Genomic DNA, 23,151 nt, shown 5'->3' on the forward strand with positions numbered 1-23,151 from the left:
CTCCACCAGCGGTGACACCACCACGGTCGAACCGTCGCCCCGCGCGCGTGAAGCGCTCGCTCCGCGCGCGGGACGGTTTCGATGCGTACGCGCGCGGGGTGGCCCGTGCCGCACGCGCGCGTGGTGCTCGTGCGCGTCCGACCGGGCCGTCAGGGCCGTCAGGTCCGCGGCGGGTCCGTGCCGATCCCGGCCAGGTCCAGCGCCGCGGCGATCCGCGAGGCGATGCTCTCCGCGTACGTCGCGTCCATCCGCTCGAACTGGGGCCGGCTCCCCGCGCGCAGGAACGTCACCACCCCGAGCGTGCGGCCCCGGCTGCGCAGCACCGAGCACAGGGCGTGCACGGTGTCCTCGGGCCACTGCCGGGCCGCGGCCCACTCCGGGGCCCGTTCCGGAGCCCCGGCCGGCGCGCTCGCCCGTACCGAACTGGTGCGTTCCACGCTCTGGAGCGCGGGATGCGCCGCCGCGTACCGCGCGGGGAGCGCGGTGCGGTACCGGTCGAGGCTCGGGCCGGGCGTCCCGGACGGTGTCGCGAGGGCCCGCACCAGACGTACCGGGGTGCCGTCGGGAGAGTCCTCCCGTGGGGGAGCGCCGCTCGCGGGGTCCCGGACGACCAGGTCCAGCACCGCGTTGTCGGCGAATCCGGCGAGCGAGAAGTCCAGCTGTACGCTCACCGCCTCGGCGGGGTCCTCGCACTCGGCGGCGGCACGCGCCGCGCGATGCAGCTGATTCACCCGGAACCGCAGCTGTGCGGCGTCCTGCTCGGTCTGCTTGGACTCGGTGACGTCCTGGAACAGCCACGCGACCCCCAGCGGAACCGGTTCCTCCGCGAGGGGCGAGGACAACCGGACGAAGCCGCTGCGCCAGCACCGCCGGGTGTCACCGCCGGGCAGCCTGACACTCACCCACAGATCGGTCGGCGTGGGTGGCGGACCTTCCGCGAGGACGTGCGCGAGGGCGCCCTCCAGCTCCTCCACGCCCTGGGTGAGCAGATCACCGAGGGGACGGCCCAGCAGGCTCGTACGACCGCTTCCCAGGGCCTGCGCGGCATGCGCGTTCACCACGGCGGGCCGCAGATCGGCGTCGACGAGGACGACCCCCCACGCGGCGTCCTCGAACAGCGCCTCGCTCAGCGCGATGGACCGTTCCAGATCGATCTGCGCGTGCACCTCGCTGAACGCGCAGTACAGCCCGGCGGGCTTGCCGTCCGCGCCGCGCACGGCCGCCGACTGGACGCGCACGAGGACCCGGCCGCCGTCCTTGGTGACCAGCGCGAACTCATGCACCTGACGGCCCTGCGCGTGCATCGCCGTCAGCAGCCGTCCCTCCACCTCGGCGGCGTCACCGGGGCGCACCGCCCAGCCGGAGAGACCCCGGCGGCCGACGGCCTCGGCGGCCGTCCAGCCGAGGACGCGTTCCGCCTCGCGGTTCCAATGGGTGACGACACCGTCCGCGTCGAACGCGCAGAGTGCCGCGTCCATGCCGTCGAGCAGCGCGGCGAGCAGATCGGAGCCGTCCCGTTCGGGCTCGGGCGGTCCGATCTCGTCGGTGGTCCCACTACGCCGGGAAGCACTCACCTGGCACCCCCTGTCCGCCAGTACCGCCAGTAATGCGCCGTAGTACGTAGGTGTTGCGTTACCGCTCCAGGCCATTCAACTCCAGCGTGACCCAGCACACACAGTCTTCACCGAAACAGCCGCCGGAGGGAAATGGCCTGCTGCTCCCGGCCGTGCTTTCGCGCTGGTGGGCGCATGGGGGCGCACATCTCGTCCGGCTGCCGGGAGGGCCGCGCCGTATTCCGCGGAAAACCCGTTGAACGCGCGCGGGAGGGTGCCTATGGTCGGTCGTACACAGAAGGGAGGTGGTTCGGAGCATGAGTGATTACCGGACGAGTGAGGTGGCTGCGGGCTAGCGCTCGTCACCACACCTAGTGCGGTGCCGGACCCGCGCGTGAGAGCGCGCAGCCGGCCCAATCCCAGCAGTCACCCGACCCGCAGGCCGCCGGTAACCGTCCGGCCGGCTTCCCGCCGCCTCGCGCGGCCGGAACCACGGCCTGCGGGTCGTCTGCTGTCCGCGTTCACCGGCCGCCCGCGGTTCTGACGGCCCGGCCCCGCGATCGACGGCAGGTCCCCCGCACGACGAGGTGCCCCGTACGACGCGGTTCCGTACGACGCGGTGCCCCGCGCACGGCAGTACCGCGGCCCAGGCCGCGCCCTGCACCCGGCCCACGAAAGCCCACGGCCCCGGACACCTCCGCGCGCCGCTGGTCCGCGCGCGGGAGGCCGTCCGGGGCCGATCCGTACGGAGTCCTGTCCGGCCGTCCGGCGGAAGGACGGCCCGCTCCTCGTGCAACGGCGCACCGGCGCCCTATCGACGGGCCTCCCGGCCGCAGGCGTACGCCAACGGGCTCACGATCTCCTCCGCGTCGGGCAGCCAGCGATTGGCCGCGGTGGGACGGCACGCCCACTGGACGGCGCCCTTGGTGCCGAACCGGGTCGGCGGGGCGGCCACATAGGCCCCCTCGCCCAGGGTCACCAGGTCGAGCGAGGCGGGCGGCCAGCCGAGCTTGCGGACCAGGTCGGGGACCTTGGCGGCGGCACCCGGCAGCACGAAGAACTGCATCCGCCGGTCCGGGGTGCAGGTCACCGGGCCGAGGGTGAGTTCCATCCGCTCCATTCGCGCCAGGGCGAGGAACCCGGCCGTCTCGGGCACATCGATCGCGTCGAAGGTGCGGCCCGTGGGCATCAGGATCGACGCCGTCGCCTGCTTCGCCCAGAGCCGGCGTGCCACGGTCGCGCTGCCCGTGGCCTGGGTCGCCCAGTCCTCGCGCGCGGGATGGGCGCCGGGCTCGGCGCAACCGGTGTCGCCGCACGAGCATCGGGGGACCCCGTCCACGGTCTCCATGCACGTACCGGGGAACACGTCCCAGTGCCGCTCCTCGGCGTACCGCGCCGCGGTGTCCGGGAGGGCGTCCCCACGCTGCTTGGGGATCTGGGCGGCCGATGTGACTCCGATGGTCTCTTCCACGTGCTTCTCAACTCTCGCTTTCTGTCGGGGTTACGGCCCTCCACGCGCGCGGGCACGGTGCATCGAACCCGCACATGGGGCGCATGGATGCACTGACAGGGGCGCGCGGAGGGTCGAGCCGCGGCTGTGGGTAACCAGGGTAGGGGCGGACTACCGGCTGTTACCCCGGCATTTCTCGTATGTCCCGCATCTTCCGTTTGTCGCCGGGGCATTGATCTGCGAGAAGCCGCCGTGATCGGCGACCGAACAGTGCGAAGCAACTCAAATCGGACGCGATTCAGACATGACCCGGACACGACCCAGACACGACGAGGCGGCGGTCTGGCGAACGCCGCAGCCACAGGGGGTTTACGTCATGGCCGCACGGCCACTCGTCGCGCGGCAGCCGAACGAACGGCTGCAAGCGCTCATCCAGGAAGCCGCGTGCTCCAACGCGGGGCTGGCCCGCCGCGTCAACATGTGCGGCGCGGAACACGGCCTCGACCTGCGTTACGACAAGACGTCCGTCGCCCGCTGGCTGCGAGGCCAGCAGCCACGGGGCCGGGCACCCGCGATCATCGCCGAGGCCCTGGGCCGCAAACTGGGCCGTACGGTCACGATCGACGAGATCGGCATGGCCAACGGCAAGAACCTCGCCTCCGGCGTCGGCCTCCAGTTCTCGCCCACCGTGCTCGGCGCCATCGAGCAGGTCTGCGAACTGTGGCGCAGCGACGTGGGCCGCAGGGACTTCCTGTCGGGCTCGTCGGTGGCCGCGTCCGCGCTGGTCGAACCCAGCAGGGACTGGCTCATCTCCACCCCCGACGCCCAGGTGGCACGCCAGGCGGGCCCCCGCGTGGGCGCCTCCGACGTGGCCGCCGTCAAGGCGATGACCCAGGCCTTGGTCGACCTCGACCACCAGTACGGCAGCGGACACGTCAGGCCCGTCGTCGTCCACTACCTCAACAGCGTCGTCTCCGGGCTGCTCGCCGGCTCGTACCGGGAGGCGATCGGGCGTGAACTGTTCGCGGCGGTCGCCCGGTTGACGGAACTCGCGGGCTACATGGCCGTCGACACCGGCCAGCCCGGCCTCGCCCAGCGCTACTACATCCAGGCGCTGCGCCTCGCCCAGGGCGCTGGCGACCGGGGATACGGCGGTTATGTGCTGGCGGCCTCCATGAGCCATCTGGCCGCCCAGCTCGGCAACCCGCGCGAGATCGCCCAGCTCGCCCGCGCCGCACAGGAGGGCGCGCGCGGACGGGTCACCCCACGCGCGGAGGCCATGTTCCACGCCGCCGAGGCCCGGGGCCACGCCCTCCTCGGGGACACCCGGTCCGCCCAGGCGGCAACCGGCCGCGCGGTCTCCGCGATGGAACGCGCCGACTCCGCCACCGGCGACGACCCCGTGTGGATCGCCCACTTCGACGAGGCGTACCTCGCGGACGAACTCGCCCACTGCCACCGCGACCTCGGCCAGTCCGAGGCCGCCGCCCGCACCGCACAGGAGGCACTCGACAAACACCCGCAGACCCGCGCGCGAAGGCGGGCGATCGGCATGGTGCTGCTCGCCAGCGCCCAGGTGCAGCAGCGCGAGATCGAGCAGGCGTGCCACACGGGTCTGAGCGCCGTCGAACTGCTGGGCACCCTGCGGTCCAACCGCGGTGCCGAGTACCTCGACGACTTCCAGCAACGGCTCGAACCGTTCCGCGACGAGCCGGTGGTACGGGAGTTCGGCGCCCGCCTCGAACTCCAGGCCGCGGCCTGACGGAGGAGACGCCTGCCGGAAGGACATCCAACGGACGAGACGCCTGACGGAGACGGCGGAAGAGACGGAGACGGCGGAAGAGAACGACGGACGCACGTCCCGCTGATCCACCGCGCGGCGTGAGACGGGTCACGGAAGCGGCTCACGGGTGCTCCCCGGGGGCCGCTTCCGTGACCCGTCGGCGCGGTGCCCCCCGGCCGTGCGACGGCCCGTCCCGACGTCCTCGCGCGCGGCGCCGCCAGTCCCCGCGGACCAGGCGTTCCGTACCCGGACCCGGTGTCAACTCCGGCTGTGTCAGGGGGCTGACGGTGTTCCGCAAGGAGGTTGTGATACTTCGCGAAGTACGGGGAGGGGGCCACTTCGAGCCACGTGGCACGGTGGTCCGGGCACCCGGTAGCGTGAACCGTCTGTTCCGAAGTTCCCCCATTCGTAGGAGTTCCCGGTGACGCAGAGCGGACAGGGCGAGGACGCGCATCCCTCCCCGGCACGGCAGCCCCGTGAGGGCATCGTGCTCCCCGCCGACGGAAGCGCACCGCTCCTGCCGCCGGCCGTGGGCCACCACGCGCCGCAGCCCGACACCACCTCCTGGCAGGACCAGCACGGCCAGCACGGCCAGCAGGCGCCGCACGGTCACCAGGCGCCGCACGGTCACCAGGGCTCGCAGGGTCACCACAACCACCAGGCTCCGCAGGGGTACGGGGGGCATCTGCCGCACCAGTCGCACCAGGAACACCCGCCGTACCAGCAGAATCAGCATCAGCAGGGTCAGCAGCATTACCAGCAGGGCCAGCAGCACCACCAAGGTCAGCAGCACCACGGCCAGCAATACCAACAGGGCCAGCACGGCCAGCAGTATCAGCAGGCCCCGCAGTATCAGCAGACCCCGCAGTACCAGCAGGCTCCGCACCAGTCGGGGCATCAGGCGCAGCAGCCGCATCAAGGGCACGGGAATGACGCGGGCCTGCCCGCTCAGGAGGGTCACCACGGCGCCCAGCAGGGGCACTGGGGCGATCCCGGGGCGCAGCAGCTCCCGCCCGCCGTTCCCGCGCCGCCCGCCGGGCAGGGCTGGGGAGGCCCGCCCGGTCCGCCCGCGCCGCCGCAGCAGCCCGCCACGGGCTCCTACGGGGCGCAGAACGGTTACGGGTACCCTCCGCCGCCCCCGCAGGGCCGTGGTGCCCATCGCGCGCCCTCGGCGGGCCCTCTACCGCCTGTCGGGGGCCCGGACCCGGACGCCGAGGCCACCCGGATGATCCCGCCGGTGCCCGCCGGGCCCGCGCACGGCACACATGCCGCGTTCCCCCCGGCCGCGGGCGGCGACGCCCCGGCCACGCAGTACCTGCCGCCGATACCGCCCGGGCCGTCCGGCGCGCACGCCGGGCCGCCGTCCGTGGCCGAGTCGCCGACCGAGCTGATCCCGCCGATCGGCGCCGCCCCGCTCGACGGGCCCGACGCGCAGGCGACCCAGCTCATACCGCCGGTGCCGCCCGCGCCCGGCCGCGCGCCGGCCCCGCCCGCTCCGGGCCGTCCCGGGGCGCACGCCGCGCACGGCAGCGACGCCGAGGCCACGCGGATCATCCCGCCGGTACCCGCCACCCCGGGCCCGCTGCCCGACCACGACGGCGCGACCCAGGTGATCCCGCCCGTACTGCCGGGCGCCCTGCCCCCCGAGATACCCGGTCCCGCCCGGCCCGGCCCCGCCCCGCGCGGGCAGGCACCCGCCGCCCCCGGTCCGGCGTCCCCCGCCGTCGATCAGACGCACTACCTGGGCACCGTCCCGCGCGCGGGAGGCGGCGCGGCGCCGGACGTGCACAGCGCGCCCACCCAGCATCTGCCGCAGGTGCCGCCGACGCCGACGAGCGCGCCCTACGGGATACGCCCGGGCGCCCCGGGTGAGCGCCCGCCGCCGTCCGAGTTCGACGCCCTCTTCCGCAGCGACGAGCAGAACGCCGCCCAGGCACCGCCTCCCGCCCCCGGGCCGCGTCCCGCCCCCGCGCACCACGCCCCGGGCATGGCGCACATGGCGGGCCCCCCGCGCGCGGCGGGCCCGCACCAGGGCCGTGCCGCGAACCGCCGCGACGCGCGCTCCGGGCGCGGCGGTGACTCCGGCCGCAAGAACAAGAAGGTGCCGTTGTTCGCCGCCCTCGGTGTGGGGCTGGTCGTCGTCGGCGTCGGTGCGGGCACCCTGCTCGGCGGAGGGGACGAGAAGAAGGACAAGGGCAGCGCGCCCGTGTCCGCGACGGAACCCGTGCCGGAGGAGAGCGCGCCGGAGGAGACCGGGCCGTCGCCGTCCGACAGCCCGAAGGACACGGCGCGGCAGCAGGCCGAGGGACTCGACAAGCTGCTCGCGGACAGCGGCGGCAGCCGCGCGACCGTGATCAGCGCCGTCGCGGACATCGGACGGTGCAAGAACCTGGACGACGCGGGCGACGATCTGCGGGACGCCGCCGACCAGCGCCGCGGCCTCGTGACCCGGCTCGCCGAACTCCCGATCGGTGAACTGCCCCAGCACGCCCGGCTCGGCTCCGCGCTGAACACGGCCTGGGAGGCGTCGGCGAAGGCCGACGAGCACTACGCCGACTGGGCCGCGCGGGTCGACTCGGACCGGGGCTGCCGTAAGGGCAAGGCCCGTCAGACCAAGGAGGCCGGGGCGGGCAACCGGGCCAGCGGCGAGGCCACGAAGGCCAAGCGTGAGGCGTCCGCGCTCTGGAACACCATCGCGAAGAAGTACAGCCTGACACCCCGCCAGCCCACCCAGCTCTGACCCCGGCGGCCGGTCTCCCGGGGCGGCGAGACCCTGTCCAGGCCCCCGGGAAGGCGCCTGGACGGCCCGTACGGGCCCCGCGGGCCGCCCAACACCCAACCTGTCAGCAGCCGGGCGCGGAAGGCCCGCAGCGGCCCGCACAGCGTCTCGTTCCGTCCGGGTGGCGATCCGGCGGGCGCGGCGGAGGCCCACCGAGGGGTGTTCGCCAAGGGCCGCTCACCCCGGTCGGCCGGAGTGCTCCAGCGTGTCGGAGACGTTCACGAACCCCCGTCGCGCCGCCACGAGCCGGCCGTCGCGGACGGTCTGGAAGGTGACGTCCGCGTTCACGATCCTCGGATGGTCGTTCATCGCGAGCAGGTCCTCGAACCGCCAGCGCAGGGGCGGGGTCAGACCGCCCGTCCCCACCGTGAGACCTCCGTCGAGGGCACGGCGCACGGTCCGGGCGGACACCTCGCCGCCGTCCAGGGACTCCACGACCTGCTTCAGCACGGTGTAGGCGACCCAGGTGGTCTGCGCCCCCGCGTCCGTGGGGTCGACGCGGTTGTCCTCGAACGCGTGCTCCCTGATCACCTCGCGCATCGTCCCCCAGCGCCGGTCCGTGGCCACCGGGTACCACGCCGAGATCAGGGCCCCCTCGTACGGCCCCGAGGCGCCGCCCGCGCGGTCCACGACGGACTGGTCCACGCTGCCGATCACGGAACCGACGCGCACCGGCGTGTGCCCGGCGCGGATCCGGCGGAACGAGTCGAAGAACGTGTGGGTGCGTTCCCCGAGCGCGGCGGCCACACAGTTCCCGGTCCCGGGTTCCGTACGGGCCCGGGTCAGTGATCTCCGGGCCTCGGCGGTGTACTCGGACGCGTCCTCCGGGGCGCGCACATCGTCCACCGGGCCCCGTCGTCCGGCGGCGAGCCCGGCATCGATCTGCGGCGGGAGCGCGTCACCCGCGGTGGTGTCGGGCCGGACCAGCGTCACCTGGGCGCACCGGTCCGCGAGCTGGCGTCCCAGTCCGGCCATCAGCGCGGGCTGCCCGCCGTGCACCGGGTACGACGCCGGGCTGGTGAACTCGATCGGGGTGACGCCGTAGCCGCCGATGAACGGGATGCCCGCCGCTTCCAGCGTCGGGAGGGTGGCGCGGCCGAACTGGCTGTACGAGCCGACGACGGCGACGACGCCCTCGTCCACCGCCCGCTGCGCGCAGTCCCTCGCGCCGCTGGAGTCGTTGGTGTCGTTGCAGGTGACGACCTGGAGATCGCGGCCGTCGATACCGCCGCCCGCGTTCACCCAGCGCGCGTACGCGCGTGCCGTCGCCGGCATCCCCGGCATGTTGGTGGCCCTGGTGTTCTCCGGCGCCCAGGTCATGACCTTGATGGTGGAAGCGGACGGCGCCGATGTGCCGGGCATCACACCGCAGGCGGCGGCGAGCGCGCCGCAGACCGTGAGGGCGGCCGCGGACAGCGCGACCGGCCGGGTCCGGACGCCGCGCGCGCCCCGGGGCCCTGGGGACGCGGTGGCCGCCCCCGCGCGTTCGGGGGGCCGTTCCGCCCAGGTACGGCGGGTCGGAGCGGGGGAATCGATGCGCTTGCGTCGCCGACCGGTCATGGTTCCGCACCCTCGCGCCGCATTCCCAACCCCCGAGTGGCGAGGGGACAACGGCGGACGGCGGGGAGGTGAATTGAGGGGGAGCGTGCGGAGCGTCCGGCCGGTGAACGTACGATCGGTGACCGTGCAAGGTCCGGAGAACCCTTCCCGTCGTGGCCGCCGCTCCTCCACCATGGGCGGCATGCCACTCAACGACATGCCGTGGTGGCGCTGGCGCAGCAACGTGCGTTCCGCGCTGCACATGCTCTCCGACCCGGGTTTCCAGCACGACTGCTGGCTCGCCGGTCACACCGGCTACGGGGATGTGACCGACGCCGTGTACCGGCTCGTCGAGGACACCTGGCTCGACAACTGGTCCGCGGAGAAGTACGTGGGGACGATCTTCCGGGACTCCGACGAGGCCGCCCTTGTCGACGCCGCCGTCCTGCGGGTGCTGAAGATCATGCACCAGGTGGGGCCCGACGCGGCCGTCTCCGCGTATCTGGAGCACCCGGGGTGGCCGGAGGCCGTGCACGCCGCGCGCGAGGCCCATGTACGGCTCGCGACGAGTGACGGCGAGGACCCGGACCAGCCGCCGCGGACCCTTGAGGTGCTGCGGATCATGACCCGCACCGCCTGAGACCGCCCCGCACCCGCTTGAGACCGCCCGGCGCCCGCGTGAGCGCGCGCCCCCCGGAAGCCGGCGGTCCGGCGCCCGCGCGCGGGGGATGCGGTATGGGACCCTGTTCGGCATGAGTGAGCAGGCCACAGCCCCCGCCGATCAGTACGTCCTCACGTTGTCGTGCCCTGACAAGCAGGGCATCGTGCACGCCGTCTCCAGCTTTCTGTTCATGACCGGATGCAACATCGAGGACAGCCAGCAGTTCGGGGACCACGACACCGGCCTGTTCTTCATGCGGGTGCACTTCTCGGCGGAGGCCCCGGTGACCGTCGACAAGCTGCGGGCGAGCTTCGCGGCCGTCGGCGACTCCTTCCAGATGGACTGGCAGCTCGACCGCGCCGACGACCGGATGCGGGTCGTCCTCATGGTCAGCAGGTTCGGGCACTGCCTGAACGACCTGCTGTTCCGCGCGCGTACCGGCGCGCTGCCGGTGGAGATCGTCGCGGTGGTGTCCAACCACACCGACTTCGCGGAACTCGTCGCCTCCTACGACGTCCCGTTCCGCCACATCCCCGTCACCCGGGACAACAAGCCGCAGGCCGAGGCGGAACTGCTGGAGCTGGTCCGTGCGGAGGGGGTCGAGCTGGTCGTCCTCGCCCGTTACATGCAGGTGCTCTCCGACGATCTGTGCAAGCAGCTCAACGGCCGGATCATCAACATCCACCACTCGTTCCTGCCGAGCTTCAAGGGCGCCAAGCCGTACCACCAGGCCCACGCGCGCGGGGTGAAGCTGATCGGGGCGACCGCGCACTACGTGACCGCCGATCTCGACGAGGGTCCGATCATCGAGCAGGAGGTCGAGCGGGTGGGCCACGGGGTCACCCCGGACCAGCTCGTGGCGACCGGCCGCGACGTGGAGTGCCAGGCGCTCGCCCGCGCGGTGAAGTGGCACGCCGAGCGGCGCATCCTCCTGAACGGACGCCGCACGGTCGTCTTCCCCTGACCCCTGACCCCTGACCCCTGACCCCCTGAGCCCGGTGTTCCCCGGTCCCTCCCGGTGCTCCCGGCGAGCTCCGGGGCGCCCACGGCCTGTCCCCCGGCCCCCGGGGGCGCCCACGGCCTTCCTGGCGCCCTGGACGGGACGGGGCGGGCTCAGAGACGGCTGAGGGCCGCCGCGGCGGCCAGGACCTCCCTGATGGCCTCCTTGTCGCCCTTCTGGCCCGCGGCCGCCTCCTCCGGGGAGACATGTCCGGCGGCCAGCCGGCAGAACTCCGTGCCGTCCAGCGCTATGTGGGCGACCTCGTGGTCCGCGGAGCCGAGGGCCGCCGGTGAGTCCAGCGGGATGTACCAGTCGCCGCCGCCCGCGCCCTCGATCTCCAGTCGCAGACTGCGCCCCGGGGCACCCACCTCGCCCAGCCGCCGGGGCGGGGACGCGAGCCCCGCGCGACGCCGTGCGGCGAGCGCCGTGGGCAGCAACCGGGCGCCGAGCTCGATCAGCCGGGTCAGATGGCGCGGGGCCGGAGGCCCGTACGGGTAGTCGACGGCCTCGGCGATGTCCGTGGCGTGCACCCAGCACTCGAAGGCGCGGTCCACCATGGCGTCCCGCAACGGCAGCTCGAAGTCCCCGTACGACACGGGGAGCAGACCGGATCCGGCCGCGTGGGCGGCGTCCCCGGCGGCGAACGCCACCGTCCGCACCAGCGCGTGGCTCTGATCGCGCCACGGGGTGCGGACCTCGCGCGTGGGCGGGTCGAGCAGGGCGGCCCAGTACGCCTCGGTGCGCGCGGCGGGCCCGGCCGGGCCTTCGGCGCTCCCGGCGGCGCGCACGCGCGCGTGCAGCGGGTCGGCCAGCCCGAGCGCGCCCGCCACCAGACCGTCCACGGTCAGCAGATGCGCGATGACCCCCGCGACGGTGGTCCCGCGGCTGTGGGGCCGCGAGTCCTCGTACCAGCGCAGCCGGACGGGCGTCTGCCACTCGGCGTCCCCGAAGTCCTGGAGGAGCGCGTCGAGCCGGGCCGTCTCCGCGTCGTAGGGCGTGGCCCACCCGGGCACCGGGATACGCGGCGGACGTCGGCCCAGACAGCTGTCGAGGACCCGGGTACGCAGCCCCGGGTCGAGGTCCAGCGTCTCCGCGGGGTGCAGCAGCCGCACGGCGTCCCGCAGCCGCAGTGCCTCCGCGGCACACAGCCCGCACTCGCCCAGATGCCGCTCGACGGCGGCCGTCTCCCCGGGTGAGCACGCGCTGAGCGCCCACGCGCCCAGGAGCGACTTCAGGACGCCGTGCGTCGGCGGTCCGGACGACGCGGGTGCCTCGGGGGACGCGGGGTGTGCGGGGTGCCGCTCGGGGGTGTCCTGTTCCGTCGGCGGCGCGCCGGGCGGGGGCGGGGCGGCCGTTCCGGCGCGGGTGCGTGGGGACGGTGCGCGTGGGGCGGACGTCCGCCCGTCGGGGTCGGGGTCGGGGTCGGGGTCGGGGTCGGGGCCCGTGCCGAGTGGGCGTGGGGCGTCGGTGCCGGGTGCCGCGGAGCCGTCCCGGGGACCGCCGTCACCGCCGTCCACCGCTGTGCCGTCCTGGTCGTCGTGGGCGCGGTGGCGGTCGCCGGGGCCGGCGTGGGGGGCGGGCCGCTCCGGGTCGTTCACAAGGTGCTCCCCGGTTCGGGTGGGGTGCCCGAGGTGTCATGGGCGGTGGCCAGGAGTTGCAGGCCGAGCCGGAGTCTTCGGCGGGCCTCGTCGGCCGTGACCCCGAGCTCGGCGGCCGTCTGGTGGTAGTCCCGGCGCTGGAAATACGCCTGCTCAAGGGCGGTGCGCAGAGGCTGGGGCATGGACGCGACGATGTAGTCCGCGCGGGCCGTCGCCGACGCGTGGCGCACCTTGCGCTCCAGATCGTCGGTGCCGCCGCTGCTGCCGTCGGCGAGGGCGGCGGTCCCGGCCCGCCGCAGCCGCTCGACGGCGAACCGGTGGGTCAGGGCGGCGATCCAGGTGCGCAGCGGGCCCTGCTTGGGGTCGTAGGAGTCGGGGTGCTCCCACACGTGCGTGAAGACCTCACGGGTGATCCGGTCGGCGCCCTGCTGGTCCCCGAGGACGCGATGGGCGAGACCGTGCACCAGGGACGCGAACCGGTCGTACAGCTCGCCGAGCGCGGCCGCTTCGCCGCGCCCCAGCCGCTGCTGCATCTTCCGGTCCCAGCGCGGCGGAGTGTCCTTCGCCATACCGTCCCCTCACCACGGTCGTGCCCGGCGCCCTGCGTTGTCGTCGCGGGCGGGATATCTCCGCACCGCACCCCCGAATGTAGTCGGCCGGAGGGGTCGCGCATGCCCCTTTGCTCTATGAGATTTCCTGTAAATCCGCAGATGGTGGCCCGGTCCAGGGGGTTTTTCGGCCCTTGTCGCGGGGTCTTGCCGGACGTTGATTGCAAGTGTCCGAATGTGATCGTGACAGGTCGAATACTTCTCTTCACGATCTGAATACATGTGTTTCATGGAGGCGCTATCGGGCAGTCGCGCCATGAAATCGTAGGAACCGCTTCCGGTTAGGTGCGTGAAGGTGGACGCGGTCCGGGGCATGTGCCGGTGGTCTGTTCGGTCCGTCGGTCGTGTCACAGAGGGAACGAGGCCGCACGTCGGGGAGTTCCGGACATGGGGCGGGTTTCGGCGGACGAAGGGCTGGGCGTGGCGTTCAGGGTGACCGAGGAGGAGCAGGGCGACTGGGCCGTGCTGCGGGTGTCGGGCGAGTTGGACTTGTTGACGTCGCCGGTGCTGCGGCAGCGGGTGCGCGACGTGGTGGCGGAGGGGCGGCACGCTCTCGTGCTCGATCTCTCCGACGTGTTCTTCTGCGATTCCAGCGGAGTGGGTGTGCTGATCGCGACACGGCGCCTCATCCGGTCCTGTCAAGGACGGCTGCGGCTGACGCTCCCCGCGCGCGGGGCCGTCGACGGCTCGCACGTCAACCGTGTGCTCGCGGCGCTCGGCGTCCGTCGCCTCTTCGACGTGTACCCGGACGTCGAGTCGGCCGTCAGCGAGCGGACGCAGCCGCTGTCCGCGTAGCGCCCGCCCCGGTACGGGACGACGTGGTGTGCGCGTCGGTGCGTACCGGGACGACGTGGTGTGCGCGTCGCCTAAGAGGTGTGCCCGCGCGCGCGGTAGCCGTCTCCATGACCGTCCGCGGTGGCCGCCGTACGTGCCGTACCGCAAACCCCACGGTCTTGCCACAAGCGACGGGTTCCCGGCCCGGCGGCACCGCCGAGGACGTACGCTCCCGATCGGAAGCAACCGCAACCCGTAACGTGAGGCGGCCCGATAACCCATGGTCAGCACCGAGAACGAGCGCAGGATCGCCGCCCGGTTCGCCACTTTCGACCAGGACGGCAACGGCTACATCGACCGCGAGGACTTCAGCTCCGCGGCCAAGACCCTGCTCACCGAGTTCGGCACGCCCGCGCGGTGCGACAAGGGGCAGGCCCTGTACATCGGTGCCGAGGCGTTCTGGCAGGGCATGGCGGGGATCGCCGACCGGGACGGTGACCAGCGCATCACGCGCGGGGAGTTCGTGAACAGCGCGGTCAAGCGGCTGCGGGACAACCCGGAGGGCTTCGCGGAGATCGCCCGGCCCTTCCTGCACGCGGCCCTCGCCGTCGCGGACACCGACGCGGACGGCGCCACCACCGTGCACGAGGTCGTGCGGGCGCTGCGTTGCCTGGGCGTGGCAGAGGCGTCCGCCAAGGCCGTCGCGGAGGCGCTCGACCAGGACGCGGACGGCCGGATCACCGAGCGGGAGGTCGTCACGGCCTTCGCCCGCTACTTCACGGTCCCGGAGTAGCCGGGCCGCACCTGCCTTCCGAGCTTCCCGGGGGCAAACACGCCCTTCCGGCCCGGCTGAACGCGTCAGGAGGCGTCCGAGAGACGCCTCCGGGCAAACCGGCCCCGGGATCGATCACCCCACCGCAGCGCGGGCGTTGAGCCGACCTGGACAGTGACATCCCGGCGCGAGTGCCGAGTTGGACATGTGCCGGGCCAAGAGCCATGCCCTCGACCGGTGTCGTTCCGAACCCCGCGTCGCCGCGCCCCCGTAGGCGCATGGCCTGTCGCGGGGGCCATGGAGGCGAAGGGGAAGGGTTCACTCTGCGTGTTGGCGGGAGCGGAAGCGTGCTGCGTGGCGTACGCACAGGGGTCACGCAGTGTCGATACCGGGTTGTGTCCTGCGTATGACTCGTCGCGATGCCGGGACAGGTGTCGGCTCCGGTACCTTGTGTGAGATGCGAGCGGACCTGTGGCCGAGTCGTTCCGGTGTTGCCTCTGAGGCGGCGCCGGACCTGGTGTTGTGTCCCGTTCCTCGCACAAGGGGCGGTCTCACGCCCTCTTGTTCGACCCCCTCCGGCGAGCGTCGCACAGTATGCCGCACGCGTACTCCTTCGCGCTGGAATATGCCCGAAGCGCTTGTTGGGGTGACTGTACGTCAACCATGCTGTTTCGTAAGGGGATCACGTTCCGTGACCCTTGGGAGGCGCGAGGCGATGTGTCCGCCGGTTCGGATGGTGTGAGCGGTGCAGGTGCTTCAGGTGCAGTTGGAAGTCCGGCCTGACCCCTCGGAGGTGGGGCGGGCCCGGAGGTGGGCGCGGTCACGGCTCGCCGGTTCGGGCATAGCGGCGGACGAGCCGTTGGCCGAGACCCTCATCCTGCTGGTGTCGGAGCTGGTCACCAACGCCGTCGTGCACACCGGATGCCCCGCTGTGCTGCGCATCCTGCTGTCCGGACGCGGTCCGGACGCGGAGACCGAGCCCGAGACCGTCCGGGTGGAGGTGGCCGACTCCTGTGCGCGGCCACCGCGTCCCCGGCACGCCGAGGGCGACGAGACGGGCGGACGTGGCCTCGAACTCGTCGACGGGCTCGCCGACCGGTGGGGCTGGCAGCGCGAGGGGTCGGGCAAGCGGATCTGGTGCGAGGTGGACCGCTCCGGGGCGGGCAACTCGCTCCGGAACGGTTTCGGTTTCACCTACGAAGCGGTCCGGCCTGTCTGACCTGTTGAGCTGTCTGACCTGTTGACCTGTCTGTCGGGCCCGATCTGTCGGGCCCGTCCGGCTCGCTGATCCACCTGATCGCCGTCTGCCGTCTGCCGTCTGCCGTCTGCCGTCTGTCGGCGGTGGGCGGCGCCAGGTGTCAGAGGGCAGGCGGCAGTGGGTCGTTGGGAGTTATCCACAGGGTCGGGGACCGATGTCGGCGGGGCCCGTTAGCTTCGAGGCATGAGTTATCGCGAGGTCGTCTCGAAGGCCGTGGGCGCCTGGGCGGTGGTCGCCGTGGGCGCGCGGCTGCCCGTCGCCATGGCGCCTCTCGCCCTGGTCTTCTTCGTGCGCGAGCGGCCCGGCGGATACACCCTGGGCGCCGCGCTCGCCGCCGTGTACGTGGTCGGGGAGATCGTCGGCGCGCCCTTGCTCGGGATGCGGATGCGGTCCGAGCGGGCCAGACCGCATCTCGCCGCCGGGCTGTGCGTGGGCGCGGCGGCCTTCGTCGGGCTGGGGCTGCTGCCGGGCGGGCACCCACTCGTGCTCGGCGTGCTCGCCTTCGTCGCGGGCGCGGCACCCGCTGCCGCGCCGGGCGGGCTGCGCGCGCTGCTGACCACCCTCGTCCCCGACCGGGCGGTCACCCAGGTGCTGTCCGTCGAGTCCATGCTCACCAACGCGGTGTGGGCCGCGTCCCCGGCCCTTGTCGCCGGACTCGCCCTCGGGGTGGCACCCGCCACGCCGCTGCTGCTGGCCGGAGGCTTCATGGGCGCGTCGGTCGTGGGGCTGTGGCTGCTGCCCCCGGGCTGGACCTCGGATCCGGACGACCGGGGTGGCGAGCCGATGGCGCGGCTGATGGCGCGCGTCTGGCCCGTGTACGTGCTCGGGGCGGCCGGCCTTGCCCCGCTGGCCCTCGCCGAGCTGGTGCTGCCCGCCCTTCTGGAGCATCGCGGTGTGGGTGTGGGCTGGACGGGGCCGCTGCTCGCGGGGCTGTCCGTGGGCGCGGCGGCGGGGGCGTACGTGTACGGGCTGCGGAGCTGGCCGGGGCGGCTGCCCACGCAGGGTCTCGTGTTGCTCTGCGGCCTCCTGACCTGCGTGATCGTCGTGGCCCTGGTTCCGAACACCGCGGTTCTCGCCGTCGCCCTGGCCTGTGGCGGTGTCCTCCAGGCGGGTGCCCTGCTCGCGCGCAACCTGTCCCTGCGGGAGGTGCTGCCGCCCAGCGCGGTCGCCGCCGGCTACTCGCTGATGTACGCGGCGGTGGGCGCCGGATACGCGGCGGCGGGGTCCCTCGCGGGCGTCCTGCTCGGGGTCACCACTCCGTCCGGCGCGATGCTCGCCGGCGTCGGGCTCACCGCGGTGCTGATCGTTGTCGCCGCGGTGGGCGAACGACGGTTGACCGCACGGGTGCGGTGTGGCGGGGGGTCGTCCCCGCTCGCCGGGTCCGGCGGTGGAGCGTCGTCAGCGCGCGGGGAGGGCGGTGCCCGACCGGAAGGTGCGCCGGTACGCGGTGGGCGTGACACCGAGGGCGGCCTGTAGATGCTGGCGCATGGACTGCGCGGTCCCGAACCCGGCGTCCTGAGCCACCTGGTCCATGGACAGGGCGCTCGACTCCAGCAGATGCCGGGCCCGCTGCACACGCTGGTGGGTGAGCCACTGACCGGGACTCACCCCGACCTCCTCACGGAACCGACGCGTGAACGTGCGTACGGACATGGACTCGCGGGCCGCCAGATCCCGGAGCTGGAGCGGCTCGTGCAGCCGGGCCAGGGCCCAGGCCCGCGCGCTTGCGGTGGTCGCCAGCCGGGGCTCCGGCACGGGCCTCTCGATGTACTGGGCCTGGCCCCCGTCGCGGTGCGGGGGGACGACGGTGCGGCGGGCCACGTCGTTGGCGACCGCGGAGCCGTGGTCCCGGCGTACGACATGGAGACAGAGGTCGATGCCGGCGGCGACCCCCGCGGAGGTGAGCACATCGCCGTCGTCGACGAACAGGACGTCCGCGTCGACCTCGACCCGGGGGAAGAGGCGTTGGAAGTGGTCGGCGGAGGACCAGTGGGTGGTGGCGGGGCGGCCGTCCAGCCAGCCCGCCGCGGCGAGGACGTAGCCACCCGTGCAGATGGACATCAGCCGGGTGCCGGGGCGGACGTACCCGAGCGCGGTGGCCAGTTCGCCGGTGAGTTCGCCCTTCTCGAAGACGGGCCCCAGCTGGTAGGAGGCGGGCACCACGACCGTGTCGGCGGTGGCGAGGGCCTTGGGTCCGTTCTCCACGAGGATCGAGAAGTCGGCCTCCGCGCGGACCGGCCCCGGGGCCCGGACCGAACAGGTCACGACCTCGTACAGCCCCCGCCCGGCGGCATCCCGCGCGCGGCCGAAGATGCGCTGGGGGATGCCCAGTTCGAAGGGCAGGACACCGTCGAGCGCGAGGACGACCACGCGGTGCGGGGGCGCGGCCGGTATCGGGTCCTGTGGCGGGCGGGGGACTTGGTCCGGCATCGGGTCCCGTGCCGGGCCGGGGGCCTGGTCCGGTACCGGGTCATGGACCGGCGCCGCCGCTGGTTCGGGTACGAAGGTTCGGGACCAGGTGGTCCGGGGCGGGGAAGGCCGGGACTCGGGGCGCTGGGGAGCCATGGCCCGATCCTAGTGAACGCTGGCCTTCGGGCCACTCGTCCGAGGTGTCATGTGCACGGAGGCTGTCATGTGTGACTCAGGCAGCGACCACTCCACCGGGCGGCACCCCGGACCCGACGGCCCCCGCCGACCACTCGGACCCCCCGCGGCGGACCGTGCCGACCCCCGGCCCCGGCCCCAGCGCCATGTCGACTCCCGGTCCTGGCTCTGTGCCGAATTCCGATCCCGGTCCCGTGTCGACTTCCGGTCCCGGTCCCGGGCGGCGCGCGGGGCGACGAGTCCACCGCGCGTGGCTCGTCGTCGCCGTCGCGTTTGTGACGATCATCGGGGCGGCCGCCTTCCGGTCGCTGCCGGGGCTGCTGTTCGATCCGCTGGAGGAGGAGTTCGGCTGGTCACGGGGCACGATCGGGCTCGCGGTCTCGGTGAATCTCGCCCTGTACGGGCTGACGGCCCCGTTCGCCGCCGCGCTCATGGACCGCTTCGGCGTCCGGCGGGTGGTCGCCACCTCGCTGACCGTGATCGCCGTCGGGTCCGGCGCCACGGTGTGGATGACCGAGCCCTGGCAACTCGTCCTCGGCTGGGGTCTGCTGGTGGGACTGGGCGCGGGCTCGATGGCCCTGGCGTTCGCCGCGACGATCGCCAACCGGTGGTTCACCGCGCGCCGGGGCCTGGTGACGGGGCTGCTCACGGCCGCCGCCGCGTCCGGTCAGCTGATCTTCCTGCCGCTGCTCTCCTGGATCGTGGCGAACCACGCCTGGCGTGCCGCCGCCGTGACGGTGTCCCTGACCGCGCTGGCCGTCGTGCCGTTCGTCTGGCTGCTGCTGCGGGACCACCCGGCGGACGTGGGAGCCGCGCCCTACGGCGCGACGGAGTTCGTACCCAAGCCGCCACCGGTGCGGGGCGCGGCGCGGCGGGCGGTGTCCGCGCTGTTCGCGGCGGCGCGCACGGGGCCGTTCTGGCTGCTCGCGGGCTCCTTCGCGATCTGCGGGGCGTCCACCAACGGTCTGATCCAGACCCACTTCATCCCGGCGGCGCACGACCACGGCATGCCGATCACGGCTGCGGCCGGGCTGCTCGCCCTCATCGGGATCTTCGACGTGATCGGGACCGTCGCCTCCGGATGGTTCACCGACCGCTACGAGTCCCGGCGGCTGCTGGCGGTCTACTACGCGCTGCGCGGGATCTCGCTGCTGTTCCTGCCGATGCTGCTGGCTCCGTCGGTACAGCCGCCGATGCTGTTCTTCATCGTCTTCTACGGGCTGGACTGGGTCGCCACCGTGCCGCCGACCATCGCACTGTGCCGCGAGCACTACGGCGAGGACAGCGCGATCGTCTTCGGCTGGGTGCTCGCCTCCCACCAGGTGGGCGCCGCCCTGGTCGCCTTCCTCGGCGGGGCCGCGCGGGACGTCTTCGGGTCGTACGACGTGGTCTGGTACGCGTCGGGGGCGTTGTGCGCGGCTGCCGCGCTGATGGTGCTGATGATCCGCCGAAAGCCCGTGCCCTCGGCTCGACCTGCCTGACCTGCCTGACCTGCCTGATCCGGCGTCGGCGTGCCCGTGCCGCGTGCCCGTGCCGGCCGGGCCGTCCGGGCTGCCTGGGGACAGCCGGAGGAGCATCCGGGGGAACGAATCGGGGGAACAAACGGCGCGGCCCTAGACTTGCGAGAACAGGGTGGCCCCGGGTGTACCGGTGGCCCTCCGTACCGGCACGGCGACGGCCGACCGGCGGCACCATCGGTGAAGGCCACCCGAGGGACACCGTCCCGGAGGCGCCGACCCGGAGGTGTCTCCCGTACCCCCGCCGCGCAGGTCGCACCACGGCTCACGGACGACGAACGGAACAGCGGCATGGCTCTGTCGATCACCAAGACGCACGGCAGCCTCAATGACATCCTCGTCATCGACGGCGCCCCCACCGACCACTTCGCACCGGGTGACGTCGAGCGCGCGGTGCGGCTGCTGTGCGACCGGGAGAACGGCCTGGGCGCCGACGGCGTGTACTTCATCGACGACCACCGTGACGGCAGCGCGCAGGCCCACTTCTTCAACCCCGACGGTTCCGCGTCCCTGCTGTGCGGCAACGGCATGCGCGGTGCAGGCCGTCTGCTGCTGGACCGCTACCAGGCCGAATCGGTCGTCCTGCGCACAGGCCCGTACGCGTTCACCGTGCGCGCCGCCGAGACCAGCGGGCACGGTGTACGCCGGGTGTCCGTGGAGCTGCCGCCCGTCGACTTCACCCCGGCGGAGCCGATCGTCGCGGACGTGGCGTGGCCGTTCGTGGACGAGACGCTGTCCGCCTACCACCCGACCCGCCGGGTCTCGGCCGTCGCCGTGCCGAACTCGCATCTGATCACCGTGCTGGGCGGCGAGGACGGTACGGACGGGCGGGGCGGCGCGCACGACGCGTACGACGAGACCGAGCTGATCACCACCGGCACCCGTGTGGCGCGGGCGGCGGGCAGCTTCCCGATCGGCGCGAACGTGTCCTTCGTGCGCCCCCTGGCCGCGACGGAGGTGTTCGTGCGGACGTTCGAGCGCGGCGCGGGCCTCACCCCGTCCTGCGGTTCGGGTGTCGCCGCTTCCCGCGCGGTGCTGTCCCGCCTGGGACGGGTCGAGCCGGGCACGCCCGTCGTCGTCCGCAACCCGGGCGGGGTCGCCCGGAGCTGGATGCAGGTCGAGGGCGACCGGTGGCAGCCGGTCCTGGAGGGCAACGCGACGAACGTGTACGCGACCGAGCTCGACCCGTCGGCGCTGCTCGTCGAGGGGCCCGTCCGCTACGAGAGCACTGTGTTCACGGACGAGATCCACGCCTTCGCCGCGTTCAACGGCGAGAACCTCGTGGCGCTGAAGGAAGCGGGTGTCGAGACGACGCTGGAGCCCGCCGCGTCCGCGTTCTGAGACGCGAGCGCCCTCCCGCCTGGCCGGCGGGAGGGCGCTGTGTGCGTCTGGACTGTCCGGGTGCCCCTGGACGGGTCCGGGTGCCCTTGGGCGATCCGAGTGTTTCCGGACGGTCCGGGTGCTCTCAGGCGGTCCGCGTGGTCCGGGTCATCCGTGTGCCGGGGTCAGCGGCCGGAGAAGGGGAGGCGGGCCGGTACCGGGGCGAGGTTCGGCGAGGCGGACCGGGAGTCGGCCGCGGCTTGCGGGTCGGCCGCGCAGGTGACGTCCCGGGCGGGAAGCCGTCCGGTGATCAGATACGTCGTGGTGTGCTCGTCGGCGCAGGTGCTGATCCCGAGCGAGTACACGCCGTGGCCCTGCCCCTCGTCCACGGTGACGAGCCGCGAGCCCTTCAACGCCCGGCGCAGGCCCTGCGCCGCGACCAGAGGGGTCTGCGAGTCCCATTCGTTCTGGACGATGAGCGCGGGGACCTTGTTGTCGACCTTGGTGGCCGCTTCGAGCGGGCGGTCCCAGAAGGCGCACGGGAAGACGTTCGAGACGGAGTCGCCGTACAGCGGGTAGCGGACACTGTCGCGCCGGGAGTCGGCCTGGTAGACGGCCGGGTCGGTGGGCCAGCGGGCGTCACCGCACATGATCGCGAGATAGCTCGCCAGCTCGTTGTCGGTCGGCACGAAGGTCGGGAAGGTCGGGACGGGCTTGCCCGCCGCGGCGTCCCGGAGCAGCCCCAAGGTGTCGGCGGCGACCGACGGGTGGGTGATCTGCCAGCGTATGTACTCGCGGACCTCGGCACCGTCGAACACGGTCCCGCCGAGGTCGAGCGGCTCCCGGTCGGCGCGCGCGACGATGTCCCAGAACAGCCTCTCGACCTCGGCGGACGTGTCACCGAATCCGTACCGCGCCGAATTGCGTGCGGTCCACGCCGTCCAGCGGTCGAACGCGGTCTCCGCCTGCACCGCCCATGACTGCGACATGCTGCGCCAGACCCGCTTGGGGTCGACCGCGCTGTCCAGGACGAACCGGTCGGCCCGCTGCGGGAACAACTGGGTGTACACAGACCCGAGATAGGTCCCGTACGACAGCCCGAAGTACGAGATCTTCCGCTCACCGAGGGCCGCGCGGATGATGTCCATGTCGCGTGCCGTGTTGCGGGTGCTGATGTGCGGGAGCGTGTCCTTGTTGAGGTTCCGGCACCCTTGCGCGATGTCGCGCGCCCAGGCGACATCCTTGGCGAACGTCGCGTCCTTGTACGGCCGGTACGTCAGCCGCTCGTCGGCGGTGGTCGTCCCGCAGGCGAGAGGACTGCTGGCGCCGACTCCGCGCGGGTCGAAGCCGATCAGGTCGTACCGGTCCTTCACGGACTGCGGCAGAAGACCGCTCAGCGCGAGGGGGTAGAAGAGCCCGGAGCCGCTGGGGCCACCCGGGTTGAAGAGCAGGACACCGCGGCGCTTGGCCGGGTCGGCGGCCTTGATCCGTGACAGCGACAGTTCGAGCTTCTTGCCGCTCGGCTTGCGGTGGTCGAGAGGCACGTCGAGGGTCGTGCACTCGACGGTCGCGGGGACGTCGGCGTCGCAGCCCCGCCAGGTCAATGAGGACATGGCGGCCGACGCGGTGGCCGCTACGTTCACCGACGAGCCGGGGTCGGCCGTGGGGGTGGCCGCTGCCGTGGTGCTGAGAAGTGTGGGGGCGAGTACCGCGGCGACGCCCAAGGCGATCTTGGAGGTCGCTCTTCGTCTCAGGAGCATTGGAGTGCCTTCGTTCGCTGGGATGGTGAATGGCGCTCTTCAGTGGTCCGGAGGGACGGACCGCGGGGTCGTCGGACAGGCTAACGGGCGTACGGCGTACGTGAGTTCGGATGCGCGATTTGACCTGGTTGGATGCCCTGCCCGAAGGGTTCCCGGCGCCGAAGGGGGTGCGGGC

At 73.1% G+C, this 23,151-nt stretch carries 17 protein-coding genes; 10 read left to right on the forward strand and 7 right to left on the reverse strand.

The window, feature by feature from the left end; genetic code table 11:
* Positions 1-158: 158 nt before the first annotated feature.
* Positions 159-1,574, reverse strand: coding sequence for a PAS domain-containing protein (locus AB852_RS04010; protein ID WP_073783580.1), 1,416 nt, complete (start codon positions 1,572-1,574; stop codon positions 159-161).
* A 790-nt stretch (positions 1,575-2,364) separates the two neighbouring features.
* Positions 2,365-3,024 (reverse strand): bifunctional DNA primase/polymerase, encoded by a 660-nt coding sequence (locus AB852_RS04015; RefSeq protein ID WP_073783582.1) that lies wholly within the window; start codon positions 3,022-3,024, stop codon positions 2,365-2,367.
* 355 nt (positions 3,025-3,379) lie between these two features.
* Here AB852_RS04015 and AB852_RS04020 point away from each other — a divergent pair, with 355 nt between their 5' ends.
* Positions 3,380-4,765, forward strand: coding sequence for an NsdA family TPR-like regulatory protein (locus AB852_RS04020; protein ID WP_073783584.1), 1,386 nt, complete (start codon positions 3,380-3,382; stop codon positions 4,763-4,765).
* 442 nt (positions 4,766-5,207) lie between these two features.
* On the forward strand, positions 5,208-7,526 hold the full coding sequence (locus AB852_RS04025) for a hypothetical protein (RefSeq protein WP_143201171.1): 2,319 nt from the start codon (positions 5,208-5,210) through the stop codon (positions 7,524-7,526).
* A gap of 216 nt (positions 7,527-7,742) precedes the next feature.
* Here AB852_RS04025 and AB852_RS04030 read toward each other — a convergent pair whose 3' ends face one another.
* Positions 7,743-9,125 carry an ABC transporter substrate-binding protein gene (locus AB852_RS04030; RefSeq protein ID WP_073783586.1) on the reverse strand — a complete coding sequence of 461 codons (1,383 nt, stop codon included), beginning with the start codon at positions 9,123-9,125 and terminating at the stop codon, positions 7,743-7,745.
* A gap of 118 nt (positions 9,126-9,243) precedes the next feature.
* On the opposite strand from AB852_RS04030, the gene AB852_RS04035 reads away from it, so the two are divergent.
* Both AB852_RS04035 and purU read left to right on the forward strand, forming a co-directional pair.
* Positions 9,244-9,744 carry an SCO4402 family protein gene (locus AB852_RS04035; protein ID WP_073785370.1) on the forward strand — a complete coding sequence of 167 codons (501 nt, stop codon included), beginning with the start codon at positions 9,244-9,246 and terminating at the stop codon, positions 9,742-9,744.
* Positions 9,745-9,856: 112 nt separating this feature from the next.
* Complete coding sequence (gene purU / locus AB852_RS04040) at positions 9,857-10,729, forward strand: formyltetrahydrofolate deformylase (RefSeq protein WP_073785372.1); 873 nt, start codon at positions 9,857-9,859, stop codon at positions 10,727-10,729.
* A gap of 149 nt (positions 10,730-10,878) precedes the next feature.
* On the opposite strand, the gene AB852_RS04045 is transcribed toward purU, so the two are convergent.
* Positions 10,879-12,363: a maleylpyruvate isomerase mycothiol-dependent enzyme family protein gene (locus AB852_RS04045; protein ID WP_073783588.1), complete on the reverse strand. Its 1,485-nt coding sequence runs from the start codon at positions 12,361-12,363 to the stop codon at positions 10,879-10,881.
* The gene (locus AB852_RS04050; protein WP_073783590.1) at positions 12,360-12,932 is read right to left on the reverse strand and encodes a sigma-70 family RNA polymerase sigma factor; all 573 of its coding nucleotides are present in this window, start codon (positions 12,930-12,932) and stop codon (positions 12,360-12,362) included. Before AB852_RS04050 ends, AB852_RS04045 begins: the two co-directional genes overlap by 4 nt.
* 453 nt (positions 12,933-13,385) lie before the next feature.
* Between AB852_RS04050 and AB852_RS04055 the strand changes: the two genes are divergently transcribed.
* The 4 genes from AB852_RS04055 to AB852_RS04070 all read left to right on the forward strand — a co-directional run bounded on the left by AB852_RS04055 (position 13,386) and on the right by AB852_RS04070 (position 17,251).
* Positions 13,386-13,766, forward strand: coding sequence for an STAS domain-containing protein (locus tag AB852_RS04055; protein WP_073785374.1), 381 nt, complete (start codon positions 13,386-13,388; stop codon positions 13,764-13,766).
* 259 nt (positions 13,767-14,025) lie between these two features.
* Positions 14,026-14,538 carry an EF-hand domain-containing protein gene (locus tag AB852_RS04060; protein ID WP_073783592.1) on the forward strand — a complete coding sequence of 171 codons (513 nt, stop codon included), beginning with the start codon at positions 14,026-14,028 and terminating at the stop codon, positions 14,536-14,538.
* Between the two features lie 724 nt (positions 14,539-15,262).
* A complete protein-coding gene (locus tag AB852_RS04065) occupies positions 15,263-15,736 on the forward strand; it encodes an ATP-binding protein (RefSeq protein WP_073783594.1) in 474 nt (157 codons plus the stop codon).
* A 222-nt stretch (positions 15,737-15,958) separates the two neighbouring features.
* Positions 15,959-17,251 carry an MFS transporter gene (locus AB852_RS04070; protein WP_073783596.1) on the forward strand — a complete coding sequence of 431 codons (1,293 nt, stop codon included), beginning with the start codon at positions 15,959-15,961 and terminating at the stop codon, positions 17,249-17,251.
* Here the strand turns inward: AB852_RS04070 and AB852_RS04075 are convergent.
* Positions 17,174-18,205 (reverse strand): GlxA family transcriptional regulator, encoded by a 1,032-nt coding sequence (locus AB852_RS04075; protein WP_073785376.1) that lies wholly within the window; start codon positions 18,203-18,205, stop codon positions 17,174-17,176. The genes AB852_RS04070 and AB852_RS04075 overlap by 78 nt on opposite strands.
* Positions 18,206-18,525: 320 nt before the next feature.
* Between AB852_RS04075 and AB852_RS04080 the strand changes: the two genes are divergently transcribed.
* Together AB852_RS04080 and dapF are read left to right on the forward strand one after the other, a co-directional pair.
* Positions 18,526-19,860, forward strand: a complete 1,335-nt coding sequence (locus tag AB852_RS04080; RefSeq protein WP_079184275.1) for an MFS transporter — start codon at positions 18,526-18,528, stop codon at positions 19,858-19,860.
* A 327-nt stretch (positions 19,861-20,187) separates the two neighbouring features.
* Positions 20,188-21,237 carry a diaminopimelate epimerase gene (dapF, locus tag AB852_RS04085; protein ID WP_073783600.1) on the forward strand — a complete coding sequence of 350 codons (1,050 nt, stop codon included), beginning with the start codon at positions 20,188-20,190 and terminating at the stop codon, positions 21,235-21,237.
* A 164-nt stretch (positions 21,238-21,401) separates the two neighbouring features.
* Here the strand turns inward: dapF and AB852_RS04090 are convergent, their stop codons facing one another.
* Positions 21,402-22,976 (reverse strand): alpha/beta hydrolase, encoded by a 1,575-nt coding sequence (locus AB852_RS04090; RefSeq protein ID WP_073783602.1) that lies wholly within the window; start codon positions 22,974-22,976, stop codon positions 21,402-21,404.
* Positions 22,977-23,151 lie beyond the last annotated feature (175 nt).

This window comes from Streptomyces uncialis, assembly GCF_001905345.1.
GTDB classification, from domain to species: domain Bacteria; phylum Actinomycetota; class Actinomycetes; order Streptomycetales; family Streptomycetaceae; genus Streptomyces; species Streptomyces uncialis.

Bases quoted from the DNA above. Each gene is read 5' to 3' on its own strand.
- AB852_RS04020 (WP_073783584.1), top strand. From the start codon at position 3,380: ATGGCCGCACGGCCACTCGTCGCGCGGCAGCCGAACGAACGGCTGCAA.
- AB852_RS04030 (WP_073783586.1), bottom strand. From the start codon at position 9,125: ATGACCGGTCGGCGACGCAAGCGCATCGATTCCCCCGCTCCGACCCGC.
- purU (WP_073785372.1), top strand. From the start codon at position 9,857: ATGAGTGAGCAGGCCACAGCCCCCGCCGATCAGTACGTCCTCACGTTG.
- AB852_RS04050 (WP_073783590.1), bottom strand. From the start codon at position 12,932: ATGGCGAAGGACACTCCGCCGCGCTGGGACCGGAAGATGCAGCAGCGG.
- AB852_RS04060 (WP_073783592.1), top strand. From the start codon at position 14,026: ATGGTCAGCACCGAGAACGAGCGCAGGATCGCCGCCCGGTTCGCCACT.
- AB852_RS04070 (WP_073783596.1), top strand. From the start codon at position 15,959: ATGAGTTATCGCGAGGTCGTCTCGAAGGCCGTGGGCGCCTGGGCGGTG.
- AB852_RS04075 (WP_073785376.1), bottom strand. From the start codon at position 18,205: ATGCCGGACCAAGTCCCCCGCCCGCCACAGGACCCGATACCGGCCGCG.
- AB852_RS04080 (WP_079184275.1), top strand. From the start codon at position 18,526: ATGTCGACTCCCGGTCCTGGCTCTGTGCCGAATTCCGATCCCGGTCCC.
- dapF (WP_073783600.1), top strand. From the start codon at position 20,188: ATGGCTCTGTCGATCACCAAGACGCACGGCAGCCTCAATGACATCCTC.
- AB852_RS04090 (WP_073783602.1), bottom strand. From the start codon at position 22,976: ATGCTCCTGAGACGAAGAGCGACCTCCAAGATCGCCTTGGGCGTCGCC.